This is a genomic window from Paenibacillus sp. EKM206P (assembly GCF_011066155.1).
Classification (GTDB): domain Bacteria; phylum Bacillota; class Bacilli; order Paenibacillales; family Paenibacillaceae; genus Paenibacillus; species Paenibacillus polymyxa_D.
The window spans coordinates 143,733-164,446 of sequence record NZ_JAAMNQ010000002.1 but is presented as its reverse complement, the minus strand read 5'-3'; the positions used below and the strand labels follow the sequence as shown (position 1 = coordinate 164,446).

Sequence of the window (20,714 nt, the reverse complement as noted above, 5' to 3'; positions counted from 1 at the left end):
TCCAATAATATATTAGACCAATAACAATTCTGGATATATGATGTATTAAAAAATAACGTGAGGAGGAACGTTAACATGTCTATTTATGATTTTCAAGCAACCTCAATTAATGGGGAACCGATTGAACTCTCAGACTATAGAGGTAAGATTCTCCTTATTGTAAACACTGCCAGCATGTGTAGCTTCTCCAGTCAATTCACTGATCTGCAAAAGCTCTACGAAAAACGGAGGGAACAAGGTTTTGAAATCCTTGCATTTCCTTGTAACCAATTCAATAAAAAAGAGCCGGGTAGCAATTCGGAGGTTCAGGGAATTTGCCAAATTAACCATGGAGTAACCTTCCCACTATTTGAGAAGACGGATGTAAGAGGCTTATCTCTTCATCCTTTATTTCAATATCTGACCCAACAGGCACCGTTTCAAGGCTTCGATATCCAGACCAAAGACGGTCAATGGATGGAGGATTTCCTGCGGGATAAGTATCCGGATATATACGCTGGCGACGGTATCAAGTGGAATTTTTCTAAATTCTTGGTCGATCGCGATGGCCATGTGCAAGGGAGATTTGAAGTAACAACGGAGCCCTGGGCCATTGATCCCGTCATCGAATCGTTATTGTAGTATTTCTGTTCACTTCTTTGGATTCTTTTAAAAAAAGGGTATCGAATGACAAAAACGTATATTTGTCATTTGATACCCTTTATGTTATCCTGACTTTAAGGAGGTGACTCACACGGCACTTGACCGTGTCCCTATGGAAAAATCCTCAGATGTGCTAACCAAGGAACAGATTCTTATCGCTACAGAAGACACACTTAGGCGTTTTGGTATAGCCAAAACCTCCGTGACCGATGTTGCCAAAGTATTGGGAGTAAGTCATGGCACCATTTACCGACACTTTAAAAGTAAAGCCGAGCTTCTTGAAGGTGTGACCGAAAAATGGCTGAATGAAAAGATTATCGGCCCATTAACGGAGGTCTGTCAGAATTCATCTATACTGGGAACGCCACATTTAAAACGATATATACAGACCTTGGTCGAACTTAAGCAGTATTATGCCCGCGACGACGAGGAAATGTTTGAGATGTATACGAGGGTCACCGAGCAAGCGGCTGATTTAATCGACCAGCATATCGCCCACATTGTGGATCAGCTCGCTGATATCATTATACGCGGAGACATCACATCGGATCAGCCAGCCCAACTGGCGCGTACCCTTTTCTATGCCACAGCCCGTTTTCATCATCCCGCTCATGCTTACGAATGGAAGAATCCCGTGATTAATCGGGAGTTTTCGGATGTGTGGATGCTTTTAGAAAAAGGAATCACTTAAAATAGATATGGAAGGAAGGTCCAAACACATATGAAGCATTTGGACGGAAAAACAGCAATTATCACCGGGTCCTCTAGAGGAATTGGACGTGCCATTGCCGAGCAACTGGCTGATCTGGGCGCTAATGTAGTCATCAATTATGCCAGCAGTCCGGACAAAGCTCAAAAAGTCGTGGAGAGGATTATTCAAAAAGGCGGCAAAGCCATAGCACTTCACGCTAATCTGGGCAAAATGAGTGATATTGAAGCATTATTTACAAATACGATTGCTGAATTCGGTAAAGTGGATATTCTGGTTAACAACGCTGGGCTGATGATCACCCAACCTCTGGCTGAGGTAACCGAAGCTGATTTTGACAAACAATTCGCACTGAATGTAAAGGGCACCTTCTTTGCCTGTCAGCAAGCCATGAAATATATGGAGAATTACGGAAGAATCGTGAACCTGTCCACATCCGTGATCGGACAAATGTTCCCGACCTATAGCGTATACGCAGGTACCAAGGGCGCAGTGGAGCAATTTACCCGTCAGCTAGCCAAGGAATTCGGAAGCAAACAAATTACGATCAACGCCGTGGCTCCCGGTCCTGTGAACACCGAGCTTTTCCAAGCTGGAAAAACCGAGCAGCAAATCGAAGGCATGAAAAAAATGAATGCTATGGGTCGGCTCGGCGAACCGGAAGATATCGCTGATGTGATTGAGTTTCTGGTCAGCGCCAAATCACAGTGGGTTACCGGGCAGACAATCCGCGTCAATGGCGGGTTCATCTAAAAAGCTGGAATACATGGAATGGAGGTTATTACGTTCATGATGTTACACAAAGGTGAGACCTTATTTCGACAAGGAGAATCTGGCCCTTTATATCACCTCAAGAGCGGCTTGTTAAAAATTGTCCGAGTCCATGAAGACGGCTCGCAAATTTTAGTTAATGTGATTGTGCCCGATGAAATCATCCCGCACCACTCCCTGATCAGCCCCAATCCTTATTATGGTACAGCAGTCGCGCTGGTAACCTCTGAGGTTGAGGTTCTGTCACAAAAAGAATGGTATCAGGCGCTGGAGCAAGACCCGACTCAATGTCGGGCTATCGCTTTACAGCTACAGGATAAGTTGCGCATGATGCAGCAACGAATTGACCAGCTCACCGAGGTGTCACCTGCCGAAAAGCTTCGGAAGCTTCAACGCTGGTTCCACTCCTACATCGCACCCGCCACGTTAACGGACGTGCTGACGCAGGAGGAAATCGGCCAGTTTATCGGGCTACGCCGGGAGACGATTAATCGGCTATTGCGTGCTTCAAGCGCTCCTTCTGCAAAAGATGATGACGATAATGCATCTCGATGAGCGAAAACCACTCTCCAGCATTCAACGCGCCGAATCTGGGATGAGAGACGGTAGAAAGCCCTGTTGATTTCCCAACGATCGGCTCAATCTCTCTCATTTTACGGATCACAGCATTTAAACCCTCCACAATTTCTTCTTTGCTCGTCGGTTGTGGGGGAGTATACTGCGGAGATGGTGGAACTTGGATACGTATGGGCGGAAACCCTCCTAGATTAAAAACGGCCGTACCCGCCTCCGTTTTAACCCCTGTCTCCCCATTAGGCTGTAGACAAACATCAATGTTCTTCAGGTGCATATACAGAGCAGAGTTCACCAAATGAAGATACATTTGTCCAAGCGACCATTGGTCCTCCTGCGGTGTGTACTGCAATTGCTCCAAGCTAAAGCTGTCCAATTCAAGAAGATAGTGTTGTGCCGTTTCTTCAAAACGCTGCAATGTTTCGGTTGTATTCATATATTAGTGACTGCCCCTCTCTATTAAAGTAGCTTTACTATACAAAAATGCTACTGACAGCATTATGTCAGTAGCATTTCAACATTTTTTCCACTTCCGCACGTATCCGCTCCCGGAGCGACTCAGGCTCCAGCACAACCATATCCGCGCCCCAGCCAAGTATCCATTGCAGTAATTCCTCCGGCTGTCTGACGCGGAAAAGTATATGCAATCCATCTGCACGCTCCTCTATAGCCTCCATATAAAAGTTGTTCGCTTCCTTCACCTTATCTGCGATATCGGAACGTGCTAGTATGCGAACAGTCACATGACGGTCATCGGTTTGCTTATAATCCTGCAAATGAAAATCGACAGGCAAATGAAACCTGTCCTCCAGTACCATAAGCTCGTCCATACGTGACAGACGGAAATGGCGAAGCTGCTGCCGCAATTCACATTGCCCGATTAATACCCACGAACCACGAAGCAATACCAGACCATAGGGAGCGACCACACGCACACTTTGACGATTCCCGTCAGCCTCTGGCATTCTTTTGGAGTAACCAAACCGTACCATTCGTTTTTCCAATACAGCAAGACGCAGCGTTTCCAAGTAGGTTTTCTCTCTATGGTTTGCCCCTTCACCCACAGCGAGTAATCTCATGGTTGTACGCACCCGGGAAACTTCCCTGCGGACGCTCTCTGGTAAAATGGCTTCAATTTTCCTGCGGGAGGTTTGCGCCTTGATACCGTAGTCTGTATCAAATTTTTGTTCGATAAAATCCGTCCCGATTAGCAACGCCACAGCCTCTTCTGCGGTAAAGCTCACTGGGGGCAGGAAATACCCCTCCATCAAGGAATATCCAATGCCCGGTGCTCCTACAATCGGTACGCCCGATTCGCTTAGAGCCTGAATATCCCGATAGATGGTTCTCACACTCGTTTCGAATATAGCTGCCAAATCCTCAGCTCGTAAAATATCCTTACGCTGCAACTCTAGCAAGATCGCTAGCAAACGATCTGTTTTGTTCATACCATGGCCCCTCTCTGGAAGGATCTAAAATGCAGAAATACAAAAAAGCAATAAGGGCAGTACAGTCACTGCGACTTATTGCTCTTTTTTTCATGCGGAAGTTACTCCATTACTTAAAAAATACTTTTTCAACGTTATATTTAGCCTTTTGTGAATTGATAATGTAGGTTTCATAAATTTCTCGCTCTACCGCATCTTCTACAATACAAACCTCGATAATCGCAACCTCATTCCGCTTGTCCTTGATCGGCGATACGTTATCTTCAAAATGCTTTTTGATTCTTGGTCTTAGCTTTCTTGCTTTACCAACGAACAGCAGTTCCTCCTGCGCATTGTAAAACATAAAGACGCCAGCCTTATCTCTAGGGATCAGGTGAAAGTCGGTAAATCCGTAAATATGGCTGAGCTCAGGGTTAACCTGTTTGGTAATCGTGATATCCGGAGTTGGAATTGTTATATTGATCACTATGTCACTTCCTCATTCTATATAGGTGTAAATATTATCACAAATCCTGCGGTAACACCATTCAAGATAATCAGGGAGTGTCCCCTGGAACAGGCTTCGTCGTTTTCTCAACGATTCTTTCCAGTACCCAGACAAGTACCCCCACTGCAAGGCTGGCGATGACCGCCATAATCGCCGATCCGCCAGCATGTAGCAGCAACACGGGAACCCAAAGCAATCCGAGCAAACGATGCACAGTCCGCATCCACTTGTTACGAACTTTGTTAATGAAGAAGCCATACCCGGCGATCGCCAGCAGAATGACAAATCCCGCAATCCCGGTATAGGTTTTGTTATCTTGAAGCTTGGTTATCAAAAAATAAATACCATGAGCGGCAATCAGGATCAAGGTCGCCCAACCCAGAAGTTTATGGAGGGAATGTAACAACCGCCCGGCTCTTCTAACCAACATTGATGGCGATCTTAGCTTCTTCTTAAACCAGAACCAAGAGAAAGCGGCCGCACCAAGAAATACGGAAATCGTACCCAAAGTCTTGAATATTTCCCCGTTGCCCCCAAGCCCTTCTCCACGAGGATGTACGCCCACAGGCCCTGTAGACCCACCTTCTGATAGCCGTGGGCCAGGTCCACCGCCGGAGAGCGATGACATGTAGTAATAGTAGATGACGAGTAGAACTGCTACCGTAACTGCAATCATAGCTGGAATCCAAACGGCCCTTTTCGTCTTCATTTGTTATACATCCTTCCTAGGAAAATTGCCTTGAGTGTACCTGGTCAAGCTTAAAACAAGATTAAAGCAAGCTGAAAGTATTTCTTTTACCTCAGTCAGTATCGAGGATGGTCGTAATAACGTTAATACAGGCACCGTAATAGATAGAAATCTATGAATTCCCTACTATGCGAGCACGCCGGTTTCCGTTACAATATGTCAGTGTGATTCTGGCATCGGCAGATTGACGCGTACTTGAATATTATTGGAGGCTTCTATTTTTTCATGCAAAATGAATCTCATTCTAACGTAAAAATTATAACGGCCGATCCGAGTGCGATCGGCCTGTTTGGCTTGGCTATTGTAACGCTTGTGGCTTCATCCCAAAAGCTTGGCCTCACCGAAGGCTTAAGCTTCATCATTCCTTGGGCTATATTTCTCGGTGCTTTTGCACAGCTGTTTGCCTCCATTCAGGATGCAAAACATAACAATACCTTCGGCATGACGGCATTTGGTGCTTACGCCTTCTTCTGGTTAGCCGTAGCTAGTAGCTGGATGATTAAAATGGGCGTGTTCGGCTCAGAGCTGGCATCCGCTGTAGATGGCAAACAGCTCGGCTTTGCCTTTGCGGGCTATCTCATCTTTACGCTCTTCATGACTATTGGAGCGATGGAGACGCATAAGGTTCTATTCTTTATTTTTGTGTTGATTGATTTTCTATTCCTCGGCCTTAGCTTCGATGCATTCGGCGTTGCCCCAGAGGTGTTCCATACCATCGCCGCTTATGCTGAAATGGGCATTGGTCTACTCTCGCTGTACGGTACAGGAGCTGCCGTTCTGAATGCACATTTTGGCCGAACATTTCTGCCCGTAGGACGTCCTTTCGGTATTTTTAAACCACGTCCTTAGCTGCATATTTAAACCCACAAAGCCTCCTTTCGCGCCGATCCGCGTTAAGGACGGCTTTGTTTCTTTTCCATCACTCCCTCCTGTATCAAAAAAATACTAAAGAGAGTCGTTTAGTGAATATAAAACCCCACAATGATAACAATATACATAAATTGTATACAAAGGGGTTTTTGTAAAAATGACACAAGGCAAATCTCGTATCGCATTTCCGCAATTTCCCGAATCGTATTGGTTAGCTTCCACTGACATCCCTAACTTCCCCAAACTTAGTGAGGATATTCAGGTGGATGTTGCCATTGTAGGTGCGGGGATTACCGGTATTACCACTGCTTATTTACTTTCTAAAAAAGGATTAAACGTCGCCGTCGTCGACGCAGGGCGGATACTTCATGGGACAACCGGTCATACTACCGCCAAAATTACCGCACAGCATGATTTGATCTACAGCGAGTTTATTTCCCATTTTGGCAAGGAAAAAACCCGGCTCTATTACGAAGCCAACCACAACGCTCTTCAATTTATCAAACAAACGGTAGAAGAGTTTAATATTGATTGTCAATTTACAGAAGAAGATGCCTACGTTTATACATGTGAAGATACGTACGTTGGAAAAATCGACGACGAATATAAAGCTTACGAGCAACTTGGCATCCCGGGAAGTTATGTCGAACAAACGCCTCTGCCGTTTTCAACTAAAGCAGCTATTAAGATGAAAAACCAGGCCCAGTTTAATCCTGTACCTTTCTTAAGATATTTGGCAAACCAAGTCATCCGTCAGGGCGGGGAAATTTATGAGCAAACCACCGTTGTAGATGTGGAAAAAGGAAACCCTGCCATCATTACAACCAGCGACGGAAAGAAAATTACCTGCAACCATGTCGTATCCTCCTCACATTTTCCATTCAATGATCCCAACGGTCTTTATTTTGCGCGATTGCATGCCGAGCGGTCTTATGTACTCGCGGTCAAAACCGATAAAATCTATCCAGGTGGTATGTATCTAAGTGCAGAAACCCCAAAACGTTCACTTCGCTCCGTAATGGTAAACGGAGAACCAATGGTTATCGTCGGTGGGGAAGGTCACAAAACAGGACAAGGAATCTGTACTTTCCAGTACTATGAAGCTTTACAAAAGTTCGCGGAGCAAACATTTGGATTAAAGGAGATCGTTTATCGCTGGTCGGCCCAAGACTTGTATACGCTAGACAAGCTCCCTTATATTGGGCAGGAACTATCCAACACCTCTAACATCCTCGTTGCTACGGGTTATAGAAAATGGGGGATGACCACAAGTGTAGCGGCAGCCTTATTAAATACGAATCTGATTACCAGAGAGGAAAGCCCCTACCAGGATCTTTTCTCCCCTTCAAGGTTTCATATGGACCCCGACATTAAAACATTTGTAACTCAAAATGCAAATGTGGCTAAACATTTGATTGCTGGAAAGTTAGACATCAGCTACAAAAAAGCCGAAGAACTGGAACACGACGAAGGGTCGGTCATCCGGGTAAACGGCAAAAGAGCAGGCGCATACCGAGACCCACAAGGAGCATTGCACCTAGTGGACACGACATGCACCCATATGGGTTGCGAAGTCGAGTGGAATGAAGCGGAAAGAACATGGGATTGCCCTTGTCATGGCTCTCGCTTTTCATATCAAGGCGAAGTCATTGAAGGACCGGCCAAAAAAGCACTTGGCAAGGTTGAAGCCGAATAGCACGATCCTTTCGAATAAACCTAGTTAGGCTGGATAACATACCTTTGAGAAACATAAAAGAAAGGTGATCCGATGATAAACCAACAGTCTACATTAGCGGCGCATGAGTCCTTAGAAATCCACGAAGCGCTTAATTTTAAAACGTTATGCTTAGCCAAGTCCAAATTAATGCAGGGCTTGGTATTCGATCAAGAGCTAAAGGATCTAATGGAAAAAGATGTTCAGCAATCTATACAAGCTATTGCCGATTTGCAAGCATTGTATGTTAAAGCACCGTTTCAGGCACCTGTTCCAGAATTCCGACCAACACCAATTTTAAATTGAGGTGAATGATGTGACATTAGATCAGACCCAGTCCGCTAAAATGGATTATGTGGATCCAAAAAACTCATTAAACATGCCGGAAATGGCAGACACGACCTTAGCGATGGATTTTCTGATTCGCGTCAAGGAAGGAGTTCGAAATACAGCCGTAGCCTTGACGGAAACCGTCTCTCCAGATGCCAGAACTCTGTTGCGCAATCAACTGCATCAAGGCATCGCTCTTCATCAGGAAATCACTGATCTTATGGTACGAAAAAAATGGTTTCATCCTTATGATCTGCAAAAGCAGTATCAATTGGATCAACTATCAGCCAACAAGACGGTGGACATCAGCAAAATGAAACTGTTCCCAGACGATACCACCCGCAAGGGTATGTTTGATCGCACGCCGGACGAACATATGGGAGGAAACCAGGCATGAAAGCAGTGACCTACCAAGGTATCAAAAACGTTGTGGTTAAAGAGGTTCCGGACCCAAGTATTCAAAAAGCCGACGATGCGATTGTCAGACTGACGACAACCGCTATTTGTGGTTCAGATCTGCATCTCATTCATGGAATGATTCCGAATCTACAAGAGGATTATGTAATTGGGCATGAGCCGATGGGGGTTGTAGAAGAAGTCGGCAGCGGGGTAACCAACTTGAAAAAGGGAGACCGCGTGATCATTCCGTTCAACATAGCGTGCGGTGAATGCTTTTATTGTAAAAACCAATTGGAAAGTCAGTGTGATCATTCTAATGAGCATGGAGAAATGGGCGGTTTTTTCGGCTATTCAGGAACAACTGGTGGATATCCGGGTGGACAAGCTGAATATTTACGTGTGCCTTTTGCCAACTTCACTCACTTCAAAATTCCGGAGAGTTGTGAACATCCTGACGAGAAGCTTTGCCTGATTGCTGATGCCATGACTACTGCATTTTGGAGCGTCGATAATGCCGGAGTAAAGAAGGGGGATACTGTCATTGTTATTGGCTGTGGACCGGTAGGTCTGCTAGCCCAGAAGTTCGCCTGGTTCAAAGGGGCAAAACGAGTCATTGCGGCAGACTACCTGGATTATCGTCTGCAACATGCGAAGCGTACAAATCATGTGGAGATTGTTAATGTGGAATCGCAAGAAAACATCGGCAACTACCTGAAGGAGATGACCAAAGGAGGTGCGGATGTAGTTATTGATTGTTCCGGCATGAGCGGTAAAATGTCTCCGCTAGAATCCTTGGCTTCTGGTCTCAAACTTCACGGTGGAGCTTTAGGAGGATTGGTCATAGCTACACAAGCTGTCCGCAAAGGCGGGACCATTCAAGTTACCGGTGTATACGGCGGACGATATAACGGTTTTCCTTTGGGAGACATTTTTCAGCGAAATGTTAATTTACGTACGGGACAGGCACCTGTTATTCACTATATGCCTTATATGTATGAGCTGATTGATACGGGAAAGGTGGACCCAGGAGACGTTGTTACACACGTCATTCCGTTAAGCGACGCCAAACGTGGATATGAAATTTTTGATACCAGACAGGACAATTGCATCAAAGTTGTACTTAAACCTTAACTATATATTGGAGCATTGGAGGTAAACGTCATATGGTGTATGGCCTGCACGAAACACTTGAAGTCCATGAATTGTCAGCGTTCAAAACAGTGTGTCTTACCAAGTCTAAAACCATGCAAGCATTAATCTCTGATCCAACTCTCAAAGCTATATTACAGCAGGATGTTGACTTATCGACCCGCCAATTACAAGAACTCGGTACCCTCTTAGATCAAGCCATTTCACAGGAGGTTAAGCCATGAATACACTGTTGGAGCATTTGACCGGACTGCATACCTTAACGGACCAAGTCATTGCAGCCGATTTTCTGAACGCGGCCAAAAGCGGTGTGAGAAATTACGCTATGGCCGTAACAGAAGCGGGAACTCCAGAAATTAAGGCAATTCTTACGAAGCAACTGGATGAGGCTATTGATATGCATGAGCAGATTTTAACATACATGATCGAACGTGGCTGGTATCACCCATGGAACGTAAAAGAGCAGCTTACGATGGATCTACAAAATATCAATACTGCATTGCAAGCCCCTGTTTTATAAAGATAGGACGCTCACTTCGGTCGTACATTCCTGACCGTAAGACGTCCCTTGGGGATTTTAAAAGCACACCCTTAGCAGTATATGTAAACCCACAAAGCCGCCTTTCACGTCGATACGCGTTAAGGACGGCTTTTGGGATTAACATGTTATCTTAATTATTCGGCTTGCCAATTCGGCATCCGTTCTGCAGGATAACGAAGACCCGCTGCCATTCCTTTTGGAATAATTGCGTTAATAGCTTCCATTTCCTGTGCGGATAAAACAACATCGACGGATCCTGCATTTTCCTCTAAATACGTAACCCGCTTGGTTCCTGGAATCGGTACAATTCCCTCTTGCGCAAGCAGCCATGCCAACGCCAGTTGAGAAGGTTTGACCCCTTTTTGGGCGGCAAGGTCCTTAACATGCTGCACGAGATCCAGATTTTTCTGGAAATTCTCAGGTTGAAAACGTGGCACAGAGCGACGGAAATCATCTTCTGCAAAATCATCAAACTTCTGAATTTGTCCGCTCAAAAAGCCGCGTCCAAGTGGACTGTAGGCCACAAACTCGATGCCTAGTTCCTTACACGCCGGTATAACTTCATCTTCTGCTTCTCGGCTCCATAAGGAGTATTCCGTTTGCAGCGCTGTAATCGGATGTACCTTGTGAGCGCGTCGAATGAGCCCAGGAGAAGCTTCGGACAGCCCCAAATAGCGGACTTTTCCCGCTTGAACCAAGTCACTCATCGCACCAACTGTTTCCTCGATAGGCACATTCGGATCAACACGATGCTGGTAGTACAGATCAATTACATCTACACCCAGTCTTTGCAGGCTGCGATCACATGCCTCTTTTACGTATTCGGGACGGCCACTTACACCCATAAATGCGCCATCTTCCCCACGCATAATGGAAAATTTAGTGGCTAATACGACTTCGTCGCGGCGGCTCCGCAGGACTTGGCTAATCAGTTTTTCATTTTCCCCCACACCATAGACATCGGCAGTATCCCAAAAGTTTATCCCTAGCTCCAGCGCACGATGAAGTGTTTTGATCGACTCCTGCTCATTCAACTCACCGTAATATTCGGACATTCCCATGCAGCCCAGACCCAGTGCAGATACTTGAAGGTCACTGTTACCCAGTTGTTTCTTTTTCAATTTCTATCACTCCTAAATTGTCAGAATAGTCATCGTATTTCCTAAGCACCACGTCACATTCCGTATGTTACTACTTAAAGTTAACTTGAAGTCAAGCATTGTCTCGTTTTGAAACGAGAATTATTATGTATGAACAGAAGCGGTCGGTAGCTTCTGGACGGTAGGGAGATTCACTTACAGAGCTAAAGCCTCTTCCGTAATCTTCTTGATATCAATGGATGAAGGCGTTTCTTCCTTGACCATATCGGGCAGGATATTTTCCAAAAAATACTCAACGCAGTGTAATTGAATATTCTTGATTTTTACAAGTGCATTACGGTACATGACTATAAATTCTTTTTCCGTATTTCCCCGCTGAAGTTCTGCAAATGCTTCGTATACCTGATCCATCTTGTCCGCAACTTCAAGGATTAAACCTTCTACAGAATCATCTTTACCTTCCCTTAGCTGTTTGCGAAAAATAGCCTTAAAATCCTCGGGAATATTCTCTTCAATAAAATACTCAATCATACCCTCTTCGACCTGTTGGATTAATAATCGTAGTTCCTTAGAGGAGTGCTTAACTGGCGTTTTGATGTCTCCAATAAAAATCTCCCCGTAATCGTGACTGCTCGTAATCTCGTATAGCTTTTTCCAGTCAATACGGACACCATTTCTCTCTTCAATATCAGCCAGCGTTTTGGCGTATTGTACGACTTTCCAAGAATGTGCCGATACGCTGTGTTCCTCGAATTTAAACTTACCCGGACAACGGATGATTCTTTCCAGCTCATTTAGCGACCGAAAATACGTGTGAATCCCCATCATTGCATCCATCCTTTAATATATATATGAGATAGTCAATCTAAATCCCACTATAAACCTCAACTATTAACAGCAGATTATCGCAATATCAAGTGGAATTCACACATGTAGCATATACACAATTTTTGCTATACACTTTATAAAAGAGGAATTTGCAAAATCCTGAAAAAAATATAAAGTGGTGAATTCGTTGTTCAAAATCTTATTAATTGAAGATGATGAAACTTTGTTCCATGAAATGAAGGATCGGTTAACTCAATGGAACTATGATGTGTATGGCATCCAGGACTTTAATAAAGTCATTCAGGAATTCACAACGATAAAGCCTGATCTGGTCGTGATAGATATTCAATTGCCGAAATTTGATGGGTTTCATTGGTGTCGAATGATTCGATCCCACTCTAACGTCCCCATCCTCTTCTTATCTTCACGGGATCATCCTACGGATATGGTGATGTCGATGCAGCTTGGAGCGGATGATTTTATCCAAAAACCGTTTCATTTTGATGTACTCATTGCCAAATTACAGGCGACACTCCGCCGCGTATATAATTACAATACAGAACCTGTCTCCCTTAAAACATGGTGTGGCGCAACGGTCGACTATGAAAAAAATGTAGTAGCCAATGAGACTGGCTCCATCGAATTAACCAAGAACGAGATTTTTATTTTGAAGCTGCTGATCGAACAAAAAAATAAAATTGTTGCACGTGAGGAATTAATTAAAAGCCTCTGGGATGATGAACGTTTTGTCAGCGACAATACCCTGACCGTCAACTTGAACCGCCTGCGCAAAAAATTGGACGAGCTGGATTTGGGCCGTTTCATTGAAACGAAAGTCGGGCAAGGCTACATGGCTACAGAAGAGGCACCTGCCTATGATTAAAAAATACCTTATAGAGAGGCGGAGCTGGATTCTACTGTTTGTGTGTCAGCAATTCCTGATCCTGTTCATTGCTTATGTGGATGCAGCAATTCCGTTAATGCCGATTCTTTATATCGTCTTCTTATCTATGATGATTTTCTTGGTTTTTTTAATCATTCGTTATCCCAAGGAAACCAAGTTCTATACCACACTAGAAAAATGGGAGAGTTCTCTTGAACTAACGGGTATAGGCGAACCGGAGAGTCCGTTTGAGCAAATCATTGAACAAAAAATCACGGGCCAGAACGAACGGTTACAACAGATCATCTCGCAAAATCAATTGACACTTGAACATGAAAAAGATGAACTATTATCCTGGATTCATGAGGTAAAAACACCTTTGACCACCATGCATTTGATGATTGAGCGGTTGGACGACAAGTCCCTAAAAGCTCAGTTAACCTATGAATGGCTACGAATTCACTTACTGCTGGATCAGCAGCTCCATCACAAACGAATATCTTTTATTGAAAATGATCTGTATGTCGAGCAAGTGGATTTAAAATCTCTGGTTTTTAAAGAGATCAAAGCATTACAGTCATGGTGCATCCAAAAGGGGATCGGTTTTGACATCCAACTTGAGCACATGGAAGTGCTGAGTGATGCCAAATGGCTGGCTTTTATCATCAGACAGCTCTTAACCAATGCCATCAAATATAGCGATGCCAGTGATATTATCATTCACAGCTATGAACAAAGGGATCGAATACAGCTTGAGGTTCAAGACTTTGGACGCGGTATTGATCCGAAGGATATACCGCGTATCTTCGAGAAAGGTTTTACCTCCACAACCCAACATTCTGATCACACTTCAACGGGTATGGGGTTATATTTAACGAAAAAGGCAGCACAAACCTTGCTCATACATATAGATGTGCACTCCAAACCGAACGTAGGTACAACCTTCACTTTAATTTTTCCCAAACGAAATGATTTCGTGAGTGTGGTAAGCATGTGACAGAGATGTCACATGCTTTTATGTATTGTTCGCCCAATCAAAGGAAAAACATCGGCTCTATTTTTATAATAAGGCTACAAGAACAATAAGGAGTGCATCGAAGTGAACATTTTAGAAGCTCATAAAATCCGTAAAAGCTACGGTAATAAGTTCAATATGCAGGAGGTTTTGAAGGGAATAGATATCCTTATTGAAGAAGGGGAATTTGTCAGTATTATGGGAGCCTCCGGTTCAGGTAAAACCACATTGCTGAATGTTCTTTCCTCTATTGATAAAGTGAGCCAAGGTTCCATTAGAATCAATGATATCGAAATGACGAAAATGAAAGAAAAGCAACTGGCTGAATTTCGAAAAGAGCATTTAGGCTTTATTTTTCAGGAGTATAATCTGCTGGATACGCTAACGGTGAAGGAGAACATCCTCTTACCGTTATCCATCACCAAAACGCCTAAGAAAGAAGCCAACCGAAGATTTCAGGAAGTGGCTACAGAATTGGGGATTTATGAGTTGAAAGATAAGTATCCCAATGAAATTTCGGGTGGACAGAAACAGCGTACATCAGCGGCCAGAGCGTTTATTCATGAGCCCAGTATTATTTTTGCCGATGAACCTACGGGTGCACTGGATTCCAAGTCGGCTTCCGATTTATTAAACAAGCTGGGCCAGTTGAACCAAAAACGCAAAGCAACCATTATTATGGTCACGCATGATCCTGTCGCTGCCAGCCATTGCAGTCGGGTTATTTTTATTAAGGATGGGCAAATGTATACGCAGCTTCACAAAGGCGAGCAGGAAAGACAAAGCTTCTTCCAGGATATCATGAAAACCCAAGGGGTCTTAGGCGGGGTCCAATATGAACATTAACCTGCTCATTCTAAAAAATTTGAAAAAAAACCTGAAAAATTATTACCTTTATGTTTTTGCCCTCATTTTCAGTGTTGCACTCTATTTCGCTTTTGTCACACTACAGTACGATCCCTCCATGGACGAAGTGAAGGGGTCTGTTAAAGGTGCAGCTTCCATACGGGCAGCTTCCATTTTACTGGTCGCTATTGTCTGCATTTTTCTTATGTATGCCAATAATATTTTTATAAAAAGACGAAGCAAAGAAATTGGCCTATTTCAATTGATCGGAATGACTAAAAGTAAAATTTTTCGCATCCTGAGTGCTGAAAACCTAATTTTATACTTTAGTTCCCTCTTCATTGGGATTGGGGTTGGATTCTCCTTTTCCAAATTAGTGATTATGATTTTATTTAAGACGACGGGCGTCGAAGCCATTGCCACTCTATATTTCTCTAACCAAGCACTGACTCAAACACTCATCGTTTTTGTTGTCATCTACCTGCTGATCATGCTCATGAATTATTCTTTTATCAAAAGACAAAGTATTTTGTCCTTGTTCAGAGTGACCTCAACCACCGAAGGGAAAATCAAGAAAATATCGATCTTTGAGATGATCATCGGGATCATTGGCATCTCTCTCATCGCTTTAGGTTACTATGTTTCCTCCAAATTATTTGGTGGAGACTTTACATCCATAAATGAATTGTTTATGGCTATGGTGTTTATTTTGGGCACTGTCATCATCGGAACACTCCTTTTTTATAAAGGATCTATCCGCTTTATTTCCAATATCATCAGAAAGAGTAAAGGCGGCTATTTGAACATTAATGAGGTGCTATCTCTCTCATCCATTATGTTCCGCATGAAGTCCAATGCTTTGTTGTTGACCATTATTACGACAGTATCAGCACTTGCCATCGGTTTACTTTCCTTAAGCTATATCGCCTATTATTCTGCGGATCAAGCAGCTGAGGACAATGTACCTTCCCATTTTGCCATGACGAATGTACCGGATGCGGAGAAATTCAAAGCGTTACTTCATGAGCATGATATAAAGTATCGTGAAAAGAAAATTGAAGTGATTCAAGTCAGTGTGAAGACAGCGCAAATTATGGAGACTCCTATGGAACAATTAAATGATGGTACGGATTCCATGACACTGCCTGTCGTAAGCGACCAATCTGTGGAGGGTACGGATGTAACTCCAGGCCAAGCGGTTTTAACGGGCTATAATGATATGTTACAGAAATTCATGTCCTTGAAAGACTTTGGCCCCTTGGATTTGAAGGGGAAAACAGAAGTCATACCTCAACAATATGTGGGTCTAAAAAAGGATTATGTCATTCCCTACTATTTTGCAGCCGGGGGAGTACCCACTGTCATTGTAGACGAAACCATCTTTGAGCGGTTAAAGAAAGATGTAAATCCTGAGATTCAAAAGAAATCATCCTTATATATTGGAATTGATATGATAAATGCAGAACAGATTGAAGAAGCCAATCGTCTCTTTGCAGCTGCGAATTTTAATGATCAACAAACATCCCGCCTTGAAATGAGCAGCAATCAGAAGCGGAACATGGGAGTGATCATGTTTGTAGTTGGCTTTTTGGGACTCACCTTTCTCATTACATCAGGCTGTATCCTTTACTTTAAGCAAATGGATGAGAGCGAAGATGAAAAAGCCAATTATACGGTGTTAAGAAAGTTAGGGTTCACCCAAAGTGATCTGCTTCGAGGCATTAAAATAAAACAGCTCTTTAACTTCGGCATTCCATTAGTGATTGGCCTATCACATAGCTATTTCGCCGTCCAATCCGGCTGGTTCTTATTTGGAACCGAAATTTGGATGCCTATGATCATCGTTATGGTGCTGTACACCGCCTTATATTCCATTTTTGGAGTGCTATCCATTCTGTATTATAAAAAGGTCATTAAATCAGCATTATAACCGGCAAAAAGTCAAAAAAAGCCCTCAGCATAAGTGCCGGGGGCTTTTCCAAATATTTGAGCATTTTCGTTCCTACATGTACAATAAAATAACTATCATCGTAACCCCAAAGGGGGAGAGCTTATTTTATTATTAATCATCAATGGCATCGGCATCGTGGCCAATATCATACTCGGTTCCTTTATAGGCGCAGCTATTTTTATGGGAATCGTTTTTTTCCTGATTGGCTTGCCTGAGTTTAAAAAATCGCCGAAACTTACGAAAAAGGCTAAAAAAGATATCGCCTATATTATGTCCACATTGTTAACCCTTGTTGTATTCATGGTTATCGTTTTCTGGAATATCCGTGCCTCAGGTGATTTGATGCTAGCAGGTCCGCTAACACCGCAAATGAAGTTTCACTGGGGACAAAAGGTGTTGATGCTAGGGTTACTGGAGGGCTTATGGTCTGTCATCACCCTAAAATGGCTATTACCCATCTTTTTTGATCCGCTGGATCTCAGTAAGAAGCAAATCCTCGTTCTAGTGAGCGGGATTGTATTTAGTGTGGGTTCAGGAATTTATGCCATACTTGGAGCTAGTTAATGGTTCGCCTCTACAGAGGCTCGTGTGAATGCTTAACGCAAAGGTTCAAAACCCTCTGCTTGCTTAAGAATCCGCTCAATTTCCGCGCATGTCTCCGGTTGCAGCGTCACTTCGACTGCTTTTACATTTTCCTCAATTTGTGCCGGTTTAGTAGCCCCAATAAGTGCAGCGCTGATACCCGGTTCTCTCAGAATCCAAGCAAGCGCGAGCTGTGACAGGGTAACACCCAAATTCTTCGCCAGCTTATCCAGCTCCTGGACACAGTTCAGAACGGTATCGTTCATGTAACTGCTGATGACATTATTGACAGAGGCATCAGCCCCGCGGCTACCCGTCGGTAAAGGTTGTCCAGGCTTGTATTTCCCCGTGAGGACCCCTTGGGCCAGAGGCGAAAATACAATTTGGCCGATGCCTACCTGCCCGGATACCGGAAGTACCTCATGCTCGATGTAACGTTCGAACATATTATAGATCGGCTGATTGGCAATCAGCGGGCGCAGATTCAGCCTTTTTCCAATCCCATAAGCATCCATGAGCTGGGCAGCACTCCATTCGCTGACAGCAGCGTACAGAATCTTACCCTGAGCCTGAAGGTCATCGAGCGCTCGCAGCGTCTCTTCCAAAGGAGTGTCCGGATCATAACGATGACAAAAGTACATGTCGATATAATCCGTACCCAGACGCTTCAGACTCGCTTCACATTGCTCCATAATGTGCTTGCGTGACAGTCCCCTGTCATTGGGACCGGAATCCATAGGGAAGTACACCTTAGTAGATAATACATAGCTATCTCTTCGATAAGACTTCAAGGCAGCTCCCATAGCCTTTTCGCCTTCTCCCCGGTTATACGCGTTCGCGGTATCAAAGAAATTAATCCCGAGTTCAAAGGCTTTGGCAATACAGGTATGAGCTGCTTCCTGCTCGGCGGCTGTACCGTACGTCAACCAGCTCCCCAAGCCGATTTCACTAATTTTAAGACCACTGTTGCCTACATTTCTATATTTCATATCTACTCCTTCTTTCATAAGAGAATTATATTTTTATATTTTAACATGTAAACCCTTTCATAAAATCATTGATAAAGGATTCATGGAGTTACATGAAGGATATCTACCACCCTGACTGTTAGGGTGGTAGATGCTTTAGTTTCACAATTTCAAATCATGTCTACTTGCTTCCTACAGGAAAAAGCGCATCATATGCAGGACAAGGCAGTTTGTCGAGAAACTCCTGAAGCTGCTTCGGTTTATTTTTGTAAATATCCTTTAAGGATGTTCCATCATAAATATTGCCGATGACCACAGGATGGCATAGCTCACAGATCAGAATGTCCCCGTTCCCATGCAGATGGAGCTGTTTTTTACCATCAACACAATTGGAAAAATACACACCCGGCTGCTCCTGAAAGCCCAGCGCTTCTGCAAAACGATCCATGCAGGTAAAATACAATACAGTATCATCTTTTTTATGTGCAATCAGGTCATGAACGGAACGGACGAGCGCTTCCTTGGTGGAAATAGCGTTCCAGTTGGTATGATCCATCACAATGCTGTTTTGGATTTCATGGATGCGCACACCGAGATCATATACCATTTCGCTAATAGCTGGCATGTTGTTTTGTGTCTCCGCAAACAGCAACGTCTCCAACACCGTTTCCAGCTTGGCCTCGGTACATAACCGGATATTTTGAACAATTTTCTCATACATGCGAGGATGAACATGATAATAGGCTGCATATTTATCAGCATCCGTGAAGTTGAAGGAGATATGAATGTTGGAAAGACCTGCATCACGCAGTTTCTCAATTCGTTCAGGGCTGAGCAAGCTGGCATTGGTGTTGAGCTGGGTAGCGATTCCTTTGCTCGAACAGTGAGCCACAATGTCCAGACAATCCTCATACTTCAGGGTCACTTCTCCCCCGGACAGTCGCACACGTTTTAACGTTGGAATGTCATCAATAATATCAATGACCTCTTTGCTGCTAATGCATTGCCCATCGTTCCGCTGATATGCGCAGCAGTAATCACACTTGAAGTTGCAATTAGAGGTGACCCCGACTTCCAGTCCCTCCAGCTCGTAGATGCCCGGCTTTTCCAGTTCAAGTGCTTTATATTTGTTCTCTATACTCACTTTCTCATGATCCTCCCGATCTCAGGCTTGTGTCTTGAATTCCCCTTGAGATTATACAGAATGGGACGGTTTGTAGATATGACATTGGTAACGGCGAACCGTTGCATAAGTAGCGTCATGTTTTGGGTAGGGAACTGCAGAAAAAGCGCAGAAAAGGATTGGCAGCATATTGTTAAATAGTAAAAAACTCAATGTTAGAGGGTTACAACCGCCTAGCTTATGAAACAGTAACTTATACTATTCCCCGTTTTTTTCTTCCCTCAATACATATACTATATCTCAAAATTGTATTCTTAGGGGGAGAGATGCGAAGATGAAAAGGTTAGTTTATGCATGCATGCTTTCTTTACTTCTTATGACTCCGATACAAATCGTGGGAGCAGCTATAAATACAGCGGAAGCTAGACTAGTTAAACCAGAGTTACTAAGTTCTCTTCGTCAGGGTGGATACATTCTGTTCGTTAGGCACGGTGAAGCAACGCTAGGAGAAGATCAACCTAATCTCGTCTTCGGCGATTGCTCACTCCAAAGGAATCTTTCCGAGGAAGGTAAAAGACAAGCCTTACTTTTTGGGGAAAGGATAAAGAGCTTACAAATCCCCATTCAAACCCCAGTTATAGCAAGTCCCTTTTGTCGAACAAGGGAAACGGCAGAATTAGCTTTTGGAGCAGAAAATGTTCATGTAGATCCCTTCTGGGTTAGAATTTACAATCTAAGTGGTGATGTAACCGCAGCAGAGAAGGAAAGTACATTAGCCGAACTGACTTCTGTGTTAGAGAAAGTTCCACCTTCTGGGACCAACAAAGTTATCATTGCTCACAGTTTCCCTCAAGGCATTGGTTTGGGCGAGATTCCGAACTTGGGTACTGTAGTTGTGAAGCCAAGAGGACAGGGAAACGGTTTTGATATTGTAGACAGGATATCTTTTGCTGAGTTGTCGAGTGTGCCGTGAGAAAAATTTGCGGCTTCAGACAACACAGTGAACCATGCATAGTTTTCATTTCCAAATCCATACT

Annotated in this window: 25 protein-coding genes; 17 read left to right on the top strand and 8 right to left on the bottom strand. The window is 43.7% G+C overall.

Translation table 11 applies throughout. The annotated features are described in order from the left end of the window. Positions 1-75: 75 nt before the first annotated feature. The 4 genes from G9G53_RS04475 to G9G53_RS04460 all read left to right on the top strand — a co-directional run bounded on the left by G9G53_RS04475 (position 76) and on the right by G9G53_RS04460 (position 2,677). On the top strand, positions 76-621 hold the full coding sequence (locus tag G9G53_RS04475) for a glutathione peroxidase (RefSeq protein ID WP_165145594.1): 546 nt from the start codon (positions 76-78) through the stop codon (positions 619-621). Between the two features lie 133 nt (positions 622-754). After that, entirely contained in the window at positions 755-1,333 is a 579-nt protein-coding gene (locus G9G53_RS04470) for a TetR/AcrR family transcriptional regulator (protein WP_029518833.1), read from the top strand. Positions 1,334-1,363: 30 nt separating this feature from the next. Continuing rightward, a complete protein-coding gene (locus tag G9G53_RS04465; protein WP_165145591.1) occupies positions 1,364-2,104 on the top strand; it encodes an SDR family oxidoreductase in 741 nt (246 codons plus the stop codon). Positions 2,105-2,140: 36 nt separating this feature from the next. Next, the gene (locus G9G53_RS04460; RefSeq protein ID WP_029518835.1) at positions 2,141-2,677 is read left to right on the top strand and encodes a Crp/Fnr family transcriptional regulator; all 537 of its coding nucleotides are present in this window, start codon (positions 2,141-2,143) and stop codon (positions 2,675-2,677) included. Here G9G53_RS04460 and G9G53_RS04455 read toward each other — a convergent pair. The 4 genes from G9G53_RS04455 to G9G53_RS04440 all read right to left on the bottom strand — a co-directional run bounded on the left by G9G53_RS04455 (position 2,610) and on the right by G9G53_RS04440 (position 5,339). Then, a complete protein-coding gene (locus G9G53_RS04455) occupies positions 2,610-3,131 on the bottom strand; it encodes a DinB family protein (RefSeq protein ID WP_080658672.1) in 522 nt (173 codons plus the stop codon). The genes G9G53_RS04460 and G9G53_RS04455 overlap by 68 nt on opposite strands. Positions 3,132-3,198: 67 nt before the next feature. Next, on the bottom strand, positions 3,199-4,143 hold the full coding sequence (locus G9G53_RS04450; protein WP_029518836.1) for a helix-turn-helix transcriptional regulator: 945 nt from the start codon (positions 4,141-4,143) through the stop codon (positions 3,199-3,201). Positions 4,144-4,252: 109 nt separating this feature from the next. After that, a complete protein-coding gene (locus G9G53_RS04445; RefSeq protein WP_039271971.1) occupies positions 4,253-4,609 on the bottom strand; it encodes a nucleotide excision repair endonuclease in 357 nt (118 codons plus the stop codon). 70 nt (positions 4,610-4,679) lie between these two features. Beyond that, positions 4,680-5,339: a hypothetical protein gene (locus tag G9G53_RS04440; protein WP_165145588.1), complete on the bottom strand. Its 660-nt coding sequence runs from the start codon at positions 5,337-5,339 to the stop codon at positions 4,680-4,682. Positions 5,340-5,603: 264 nt separating this feature from the next. Here G9G53_RS04440 and G9G53_RS04435 point away from each other — a divergent pair, with 264 nt between their 5' ends. The 7 genes from G9G53_RS04435 to G9G53_RS04405 all read left to right on the top strand — a co-directional run bounded on the left by G9G53_RS04435 (position 5,604) and on the right by G9G53_RS04405 (position 10,360). Next, positions 5,604-6,227: an acetate uptake transporter gene (locus tag G9G53_RS04435; RefSeq protein WP_069290703.1), complete on the top strand. Its 624-nt coding sequence runs from the start codon at positions 5,604-5,606 to the stop codon at positions 6,225-6,227. Between the two features lie 178 nt (positions 6,228-6,405). Continuing rightward, on the top strand, positions 6,406-7,944 hold the full coding sequence (locus G9G53_RS04430) for an FAD-dependent oxidoreductase (RefSeq protein WP_165145585.1): 1,539 nt from the start codon (positions 6,406-6,408) through the stop codon (positions 7,942-7,944). A 72-nt stretch (positions 7,945-8,016) separates the two neighbouring features. Then, positions 8,017-8,268, top strand: coding sequence for a hypothetical protein (locus G9G53_RS04425; RefSeq protein ID WP_039271973.1), 252 nt, complete (start codon positions 8,017-8,019; stop codon positions 8,266-8,268). A 40-nt stretch (positions 8,269-8,308) separates the two neighbouring features. After that, the gene (locus tag G9G53_RS04420) at positions 8,309-8,689 is read left to right on the top strand and encodes a spore coat protein (RefSeq protein ID WP_039272188.1); all 381 of its coding nucleotides are present in this window, start codon (positions 8,309-8,311) and stop codon (positions 8,687-8,689) included. Then, on the top strand, positions 8,686-9,822 hold the full coding sequence (locus tag G9G53_RS04415; protein WP_165145582.1) for a zinc-dependent alcohol dehydrogenase: 1,137 nt from the start codon (positions 8,686-8,688) through the stop codon (positions 9,820-9,822). Before G9G53_RS04420 ends, G9G53_RS04415 begins: the two co-directional genes overlap by 4 nt. A gap of 32 nt (positions 9,823-9,854) precedes the next feature. Then, positions 9,855-10,064: a hypothetical protein gene (locus tag G9G53_RS04410; protein ID WP_029518844.1), complete on the top strand. Its 210-nt coding sequence runs from the start codon at positions 9,855-9,857 to the stop codon at positions 10,062-10,064. Further along, complete coding sequence (locus G9G53_RS04405; protein ID WP_165145579.1) at positions 10,061-10,360, top strand: spore coat protein; 300 nt, start codon at positions 10,061-10,063, stop codon at positions 10,358-10,360. The genes G9G53_RS04410 and G9G53_RS04405 overlap by 4 nt, the downstream gene beginning before the upstream one ends. A gap of 155 nt (positions 10,361-10,515) precedes the next feature. Here the strand turns inward: G9G53_RS04405 and G9G53_RS04400 are convergent, their stop codons facing one another. Together G9G53_RS04400 and G9G53_RS04395 are read right to left on the bottom strand one after the other, a co-directional pair. Continuing rightward, entirely contained in the window at positions 10,516-11,502 is a 987-nt protein-coding gene (locus tag G9G53_RS04400; protein ID WP_029518846.1) for an aldo/keto reductase, read from the bottom strand. Positions 11,503-11,676: 174 nt separating this feature from the next. Continuing rightward, positions 11,677-12,306, bottom strand: coding sequence for a YfbR-like 5'-deoxynucleotidase (locus G9G53_RS04395; protein WP_029518847.1), 630 nt, complete (start codon positions 12,304-12,306; stop codon positions 11,677-11,679). Between the two features lie 190 nt (positions 12,307-12,496). On the opposite strand from G9G53_RS04395, the gene G9G53_RS04390 reads away from it, so the two are divergent. The 5 genes from G9G53_RS04390 (at position 12,497) to G9G53_RS04370 (ending at position 17,568) form a co-directional block, all read left to right on the top strand. Continuing rightward, the gene (locus G9G53_RS04390; protein ID WP_029518848.1) at positions 12,497-13,192 is read left to right on the top strand and encodes a response regulator transcription factor; all 696 of its coding nucleotides are present in this window, start codon (positions 12,497-12,499) and stop codon (positions 13,190-13,192) included. Continuing rightward, positions 13,185-14,189: a sensor histidine kinase gene (locus tag G9G53_RS04385; protein ID WP_029518849.1), complete on the top strand. Its 1,005-nt coding sequence runs from the start codon at positions 13,185-13,187 to the stop codon at positions 14,187-14,189. The genes G9G53_RS04390 and G9G53_RS04385 overlap by 8 nt, the downstream gene beginning before the upstream one ends. A 102-nt stretch (positions 14,190-14,291) precedes the next feature. Then, entirely contained in the window at positions 14,292-15,053 is a 762-nt protein-coding gene (locus tag G9G53_RS04380; protein ID WP_069012292.1) for an ABC transporter ATP-binding protein, read from the top strand. Continuing rightward, the gene (locus G9G53_RS04375) at positions 15,043-16,983 is read left to right on the top strand and encodes an ABC transporter permease (RefSeq protein ID WP_165145576.1); all 1,941 of its coding nucleotides are present in this window, start codon (positions 15,043-15,045) and stop codon (positions 16,981-16,983) included. Before G9G53_RS04380 ends, G9G53_RS04375 begins: the two co-directional genes overlap by 11 nt. Positions 16,984-17,184: 201 nt before the next feature. Next, positions 17,185-17,568 carry a hypothetical protein gene (locus G9G53_RS04370; RefSeq protein ID WP_069012294.1) on the top strand — a complete coding sequence of 128 codons (384 nt, stop codon included), beginning with the start codon at positions 17,185-17,187 and terminating at the stop codon, positions 17,566-17,568. Positions 17,569-17,600: 32 nt separating this feature from the next. On the opposite strand, the gene G9G53_RS04365 is transcribed toward G9G53_RS04370, so the two are convergent. Continuing rightward, positions 17,601-18,575, bottom strand: a complete 975-nt coding sequence (locus tag G9G53_RS04365) for an aldo/keto reductase family protein (RefSeq protein WP_029518853.1) — start codon at positions 18,573-18,575, stop codon at positions 17,601-17,603. Between the two features lie 160 nt (positions 18,576-18,735). Further along, positions 18,736-19,698: a radical SAM protein gene (locus tag G9G53_RS04360; protein ID WP_069012296.1), complete on the bottom strand. Its 963-nt coding sequence runs from the start codon at positions 19,696-19,698 to the stop codon at positions 18,736-18,738. A gap of 313 nt (positions 19,699-20,011) precedes the next feature. Between G9G53_RS04360 and G9G53_RS04355 the strand changes: the two genes are divergently transcribed. Then, entirely contained in the window at positions 20,012-20,650 is a 639-nt protein-coding gene (locus G9G53_RS04355) for a histidine phosphatase family protein (RefSeq protein ID WP_069012297.1), read from the top strand. The last annotated feature ends 64 nt before the right edge of the window (positions 20,651-20,714 follow it).

Bases quoted from the DNA above. Each gene is read 5' to 3' on its own strand.
- G9G53_RS04475 (WP_165145594.1), top strand. From the start codon at position 76: ATGTCTATTTATGATTTTCAAGCAACCTCAATTAATGGGGAACCGATT.
- G9G53_RS04470 (WP_029518833.1), top strand. From the start codon at position 755: ATGGAAAAATCCTCAGATGTGCTAACCAAGGAACAGATTCTTATCGCT.
- G9G53_RS04465 (WP_165145591.1), top strand. From the start codon at position 1,364: ATGAAGCATTTGGACGGAAAAACAGCAATTATCACCGGGTCCTCTAGA.
- G9G53_RS04460 (WP_029518835.1), top strand. From the start codon at position 2,141: ATGATGTTACACAAAGGTGAGACCTTATTTCGACAAGGAGAATCTGGC.
- G9G53_RS04455 (WP_080658672.1), bottom strand. From the start codon at position 3,131: ATGAATACAACCGAAACATTGCAGCGTTTTGAAGAAACGGCACAACAC.
- G9G53_RS04450 (WP_029518836.1), bottom strand. From the start codon at position 4,143: ATGAACAAAACAGATCGTTTGCTAGCGATCTTGCTAGAGTTGCAGCGT.
- G9G53_RS04440 (WP_165145588.1), bottom strand. From the start codon at position 5,339: ATGAAGACGAAAAGGGCCGTTTGGATTCCAGCTATGATTGCAGTTACG.
- G9G53_RS04435 (WP_069290703.1), top strand. From the start codon at position 5,604: ATGCAAAATGAATCTCATTCTAACGTAAAAATTATAACGGCCGATCCG.
- G9G53_RS04430 (WP_165145585.1), top strand. From the start codon at position 6,406: ATGACACAAGGCAAATCTCGTATCGCATTTCCGCAATTTCCCGAATCG.
- G9G53_RS04425 (WP_039271973.1), top strand. From the start codon at position 8,017: ATGATAAACCAACAGTCTACATTAGCGGCGCATGAGTCCTTAGAAATC.
- G9G53_RS04420 (WP_039272188.1), top strand. From the start codon at position 8,309: ATGGATTATGTGGATCCAAAAAACTCATTAAACATGCCGGAAATGGCA.
- G9G53_RS04415 (WP_165145582.1), top strand. From the start codon at position 8,686: ATGAAAGCAGTGACCTACCAAGGTATCAAAAACGTTGTGGTTAAAGAG.
- G9G53_RS04410 (WP_029518844.1), top strand. From the start codon at position 9,855: ATGGTGTATGGCCTGCACGAAACACTTGAAGTCCATGAATTGTCAGCG.
- G9G53_RS04405 (WP_165145579.1), top strand. From the start codon at position 10,061: ATGAATACACTGTTGGAGCATTTGACCGGACTGCATACCTTAACGGAC.
- G9G53_RS04395 (WP_029518847.1), bottom strand. From the start codon at position 12,306: ATGGGGATTCACACGTATTTTCGGTCGCTAAATGAGCTGGAAAGAATC.
- G9G53_RS04385 (WP_029518849.1), top strand. From the start codon at position 13,185: ATGATTAAAAAATACCTTATAGAGAGGCGGAGCTGGATTCTACTGTTT.
- G9G53_RS04375 (WP_165145576.1), top strand. From the start codon at position 15,043: ATGAACATTAACCTGCTCATTCTAAAAAATTTGAAAAAAAACCTGAAA.
- G9G53_RS04370 (WP_069012294.1), top strand. From the start codon at position 17,185: ATGGGAATCGTTTTTTTCCTGATTGGCTTGCCTGAGTTTAAAAAATCG.
- G9G53_RS04365 (WP_029518853.1), bottom strand. From the start codon at position 18,575: ATGAAATATAGAAATGTAGGCAACAGTGGTCTTAAAATTAGTGAAATC.
- G9G53_RS04355 (WP_069012297.1), top strand. From the start codon at position 20,012: ATGAAAAGGTTAGTTTATGCATGCATGCTTTCTTTACTTCTTATGACT.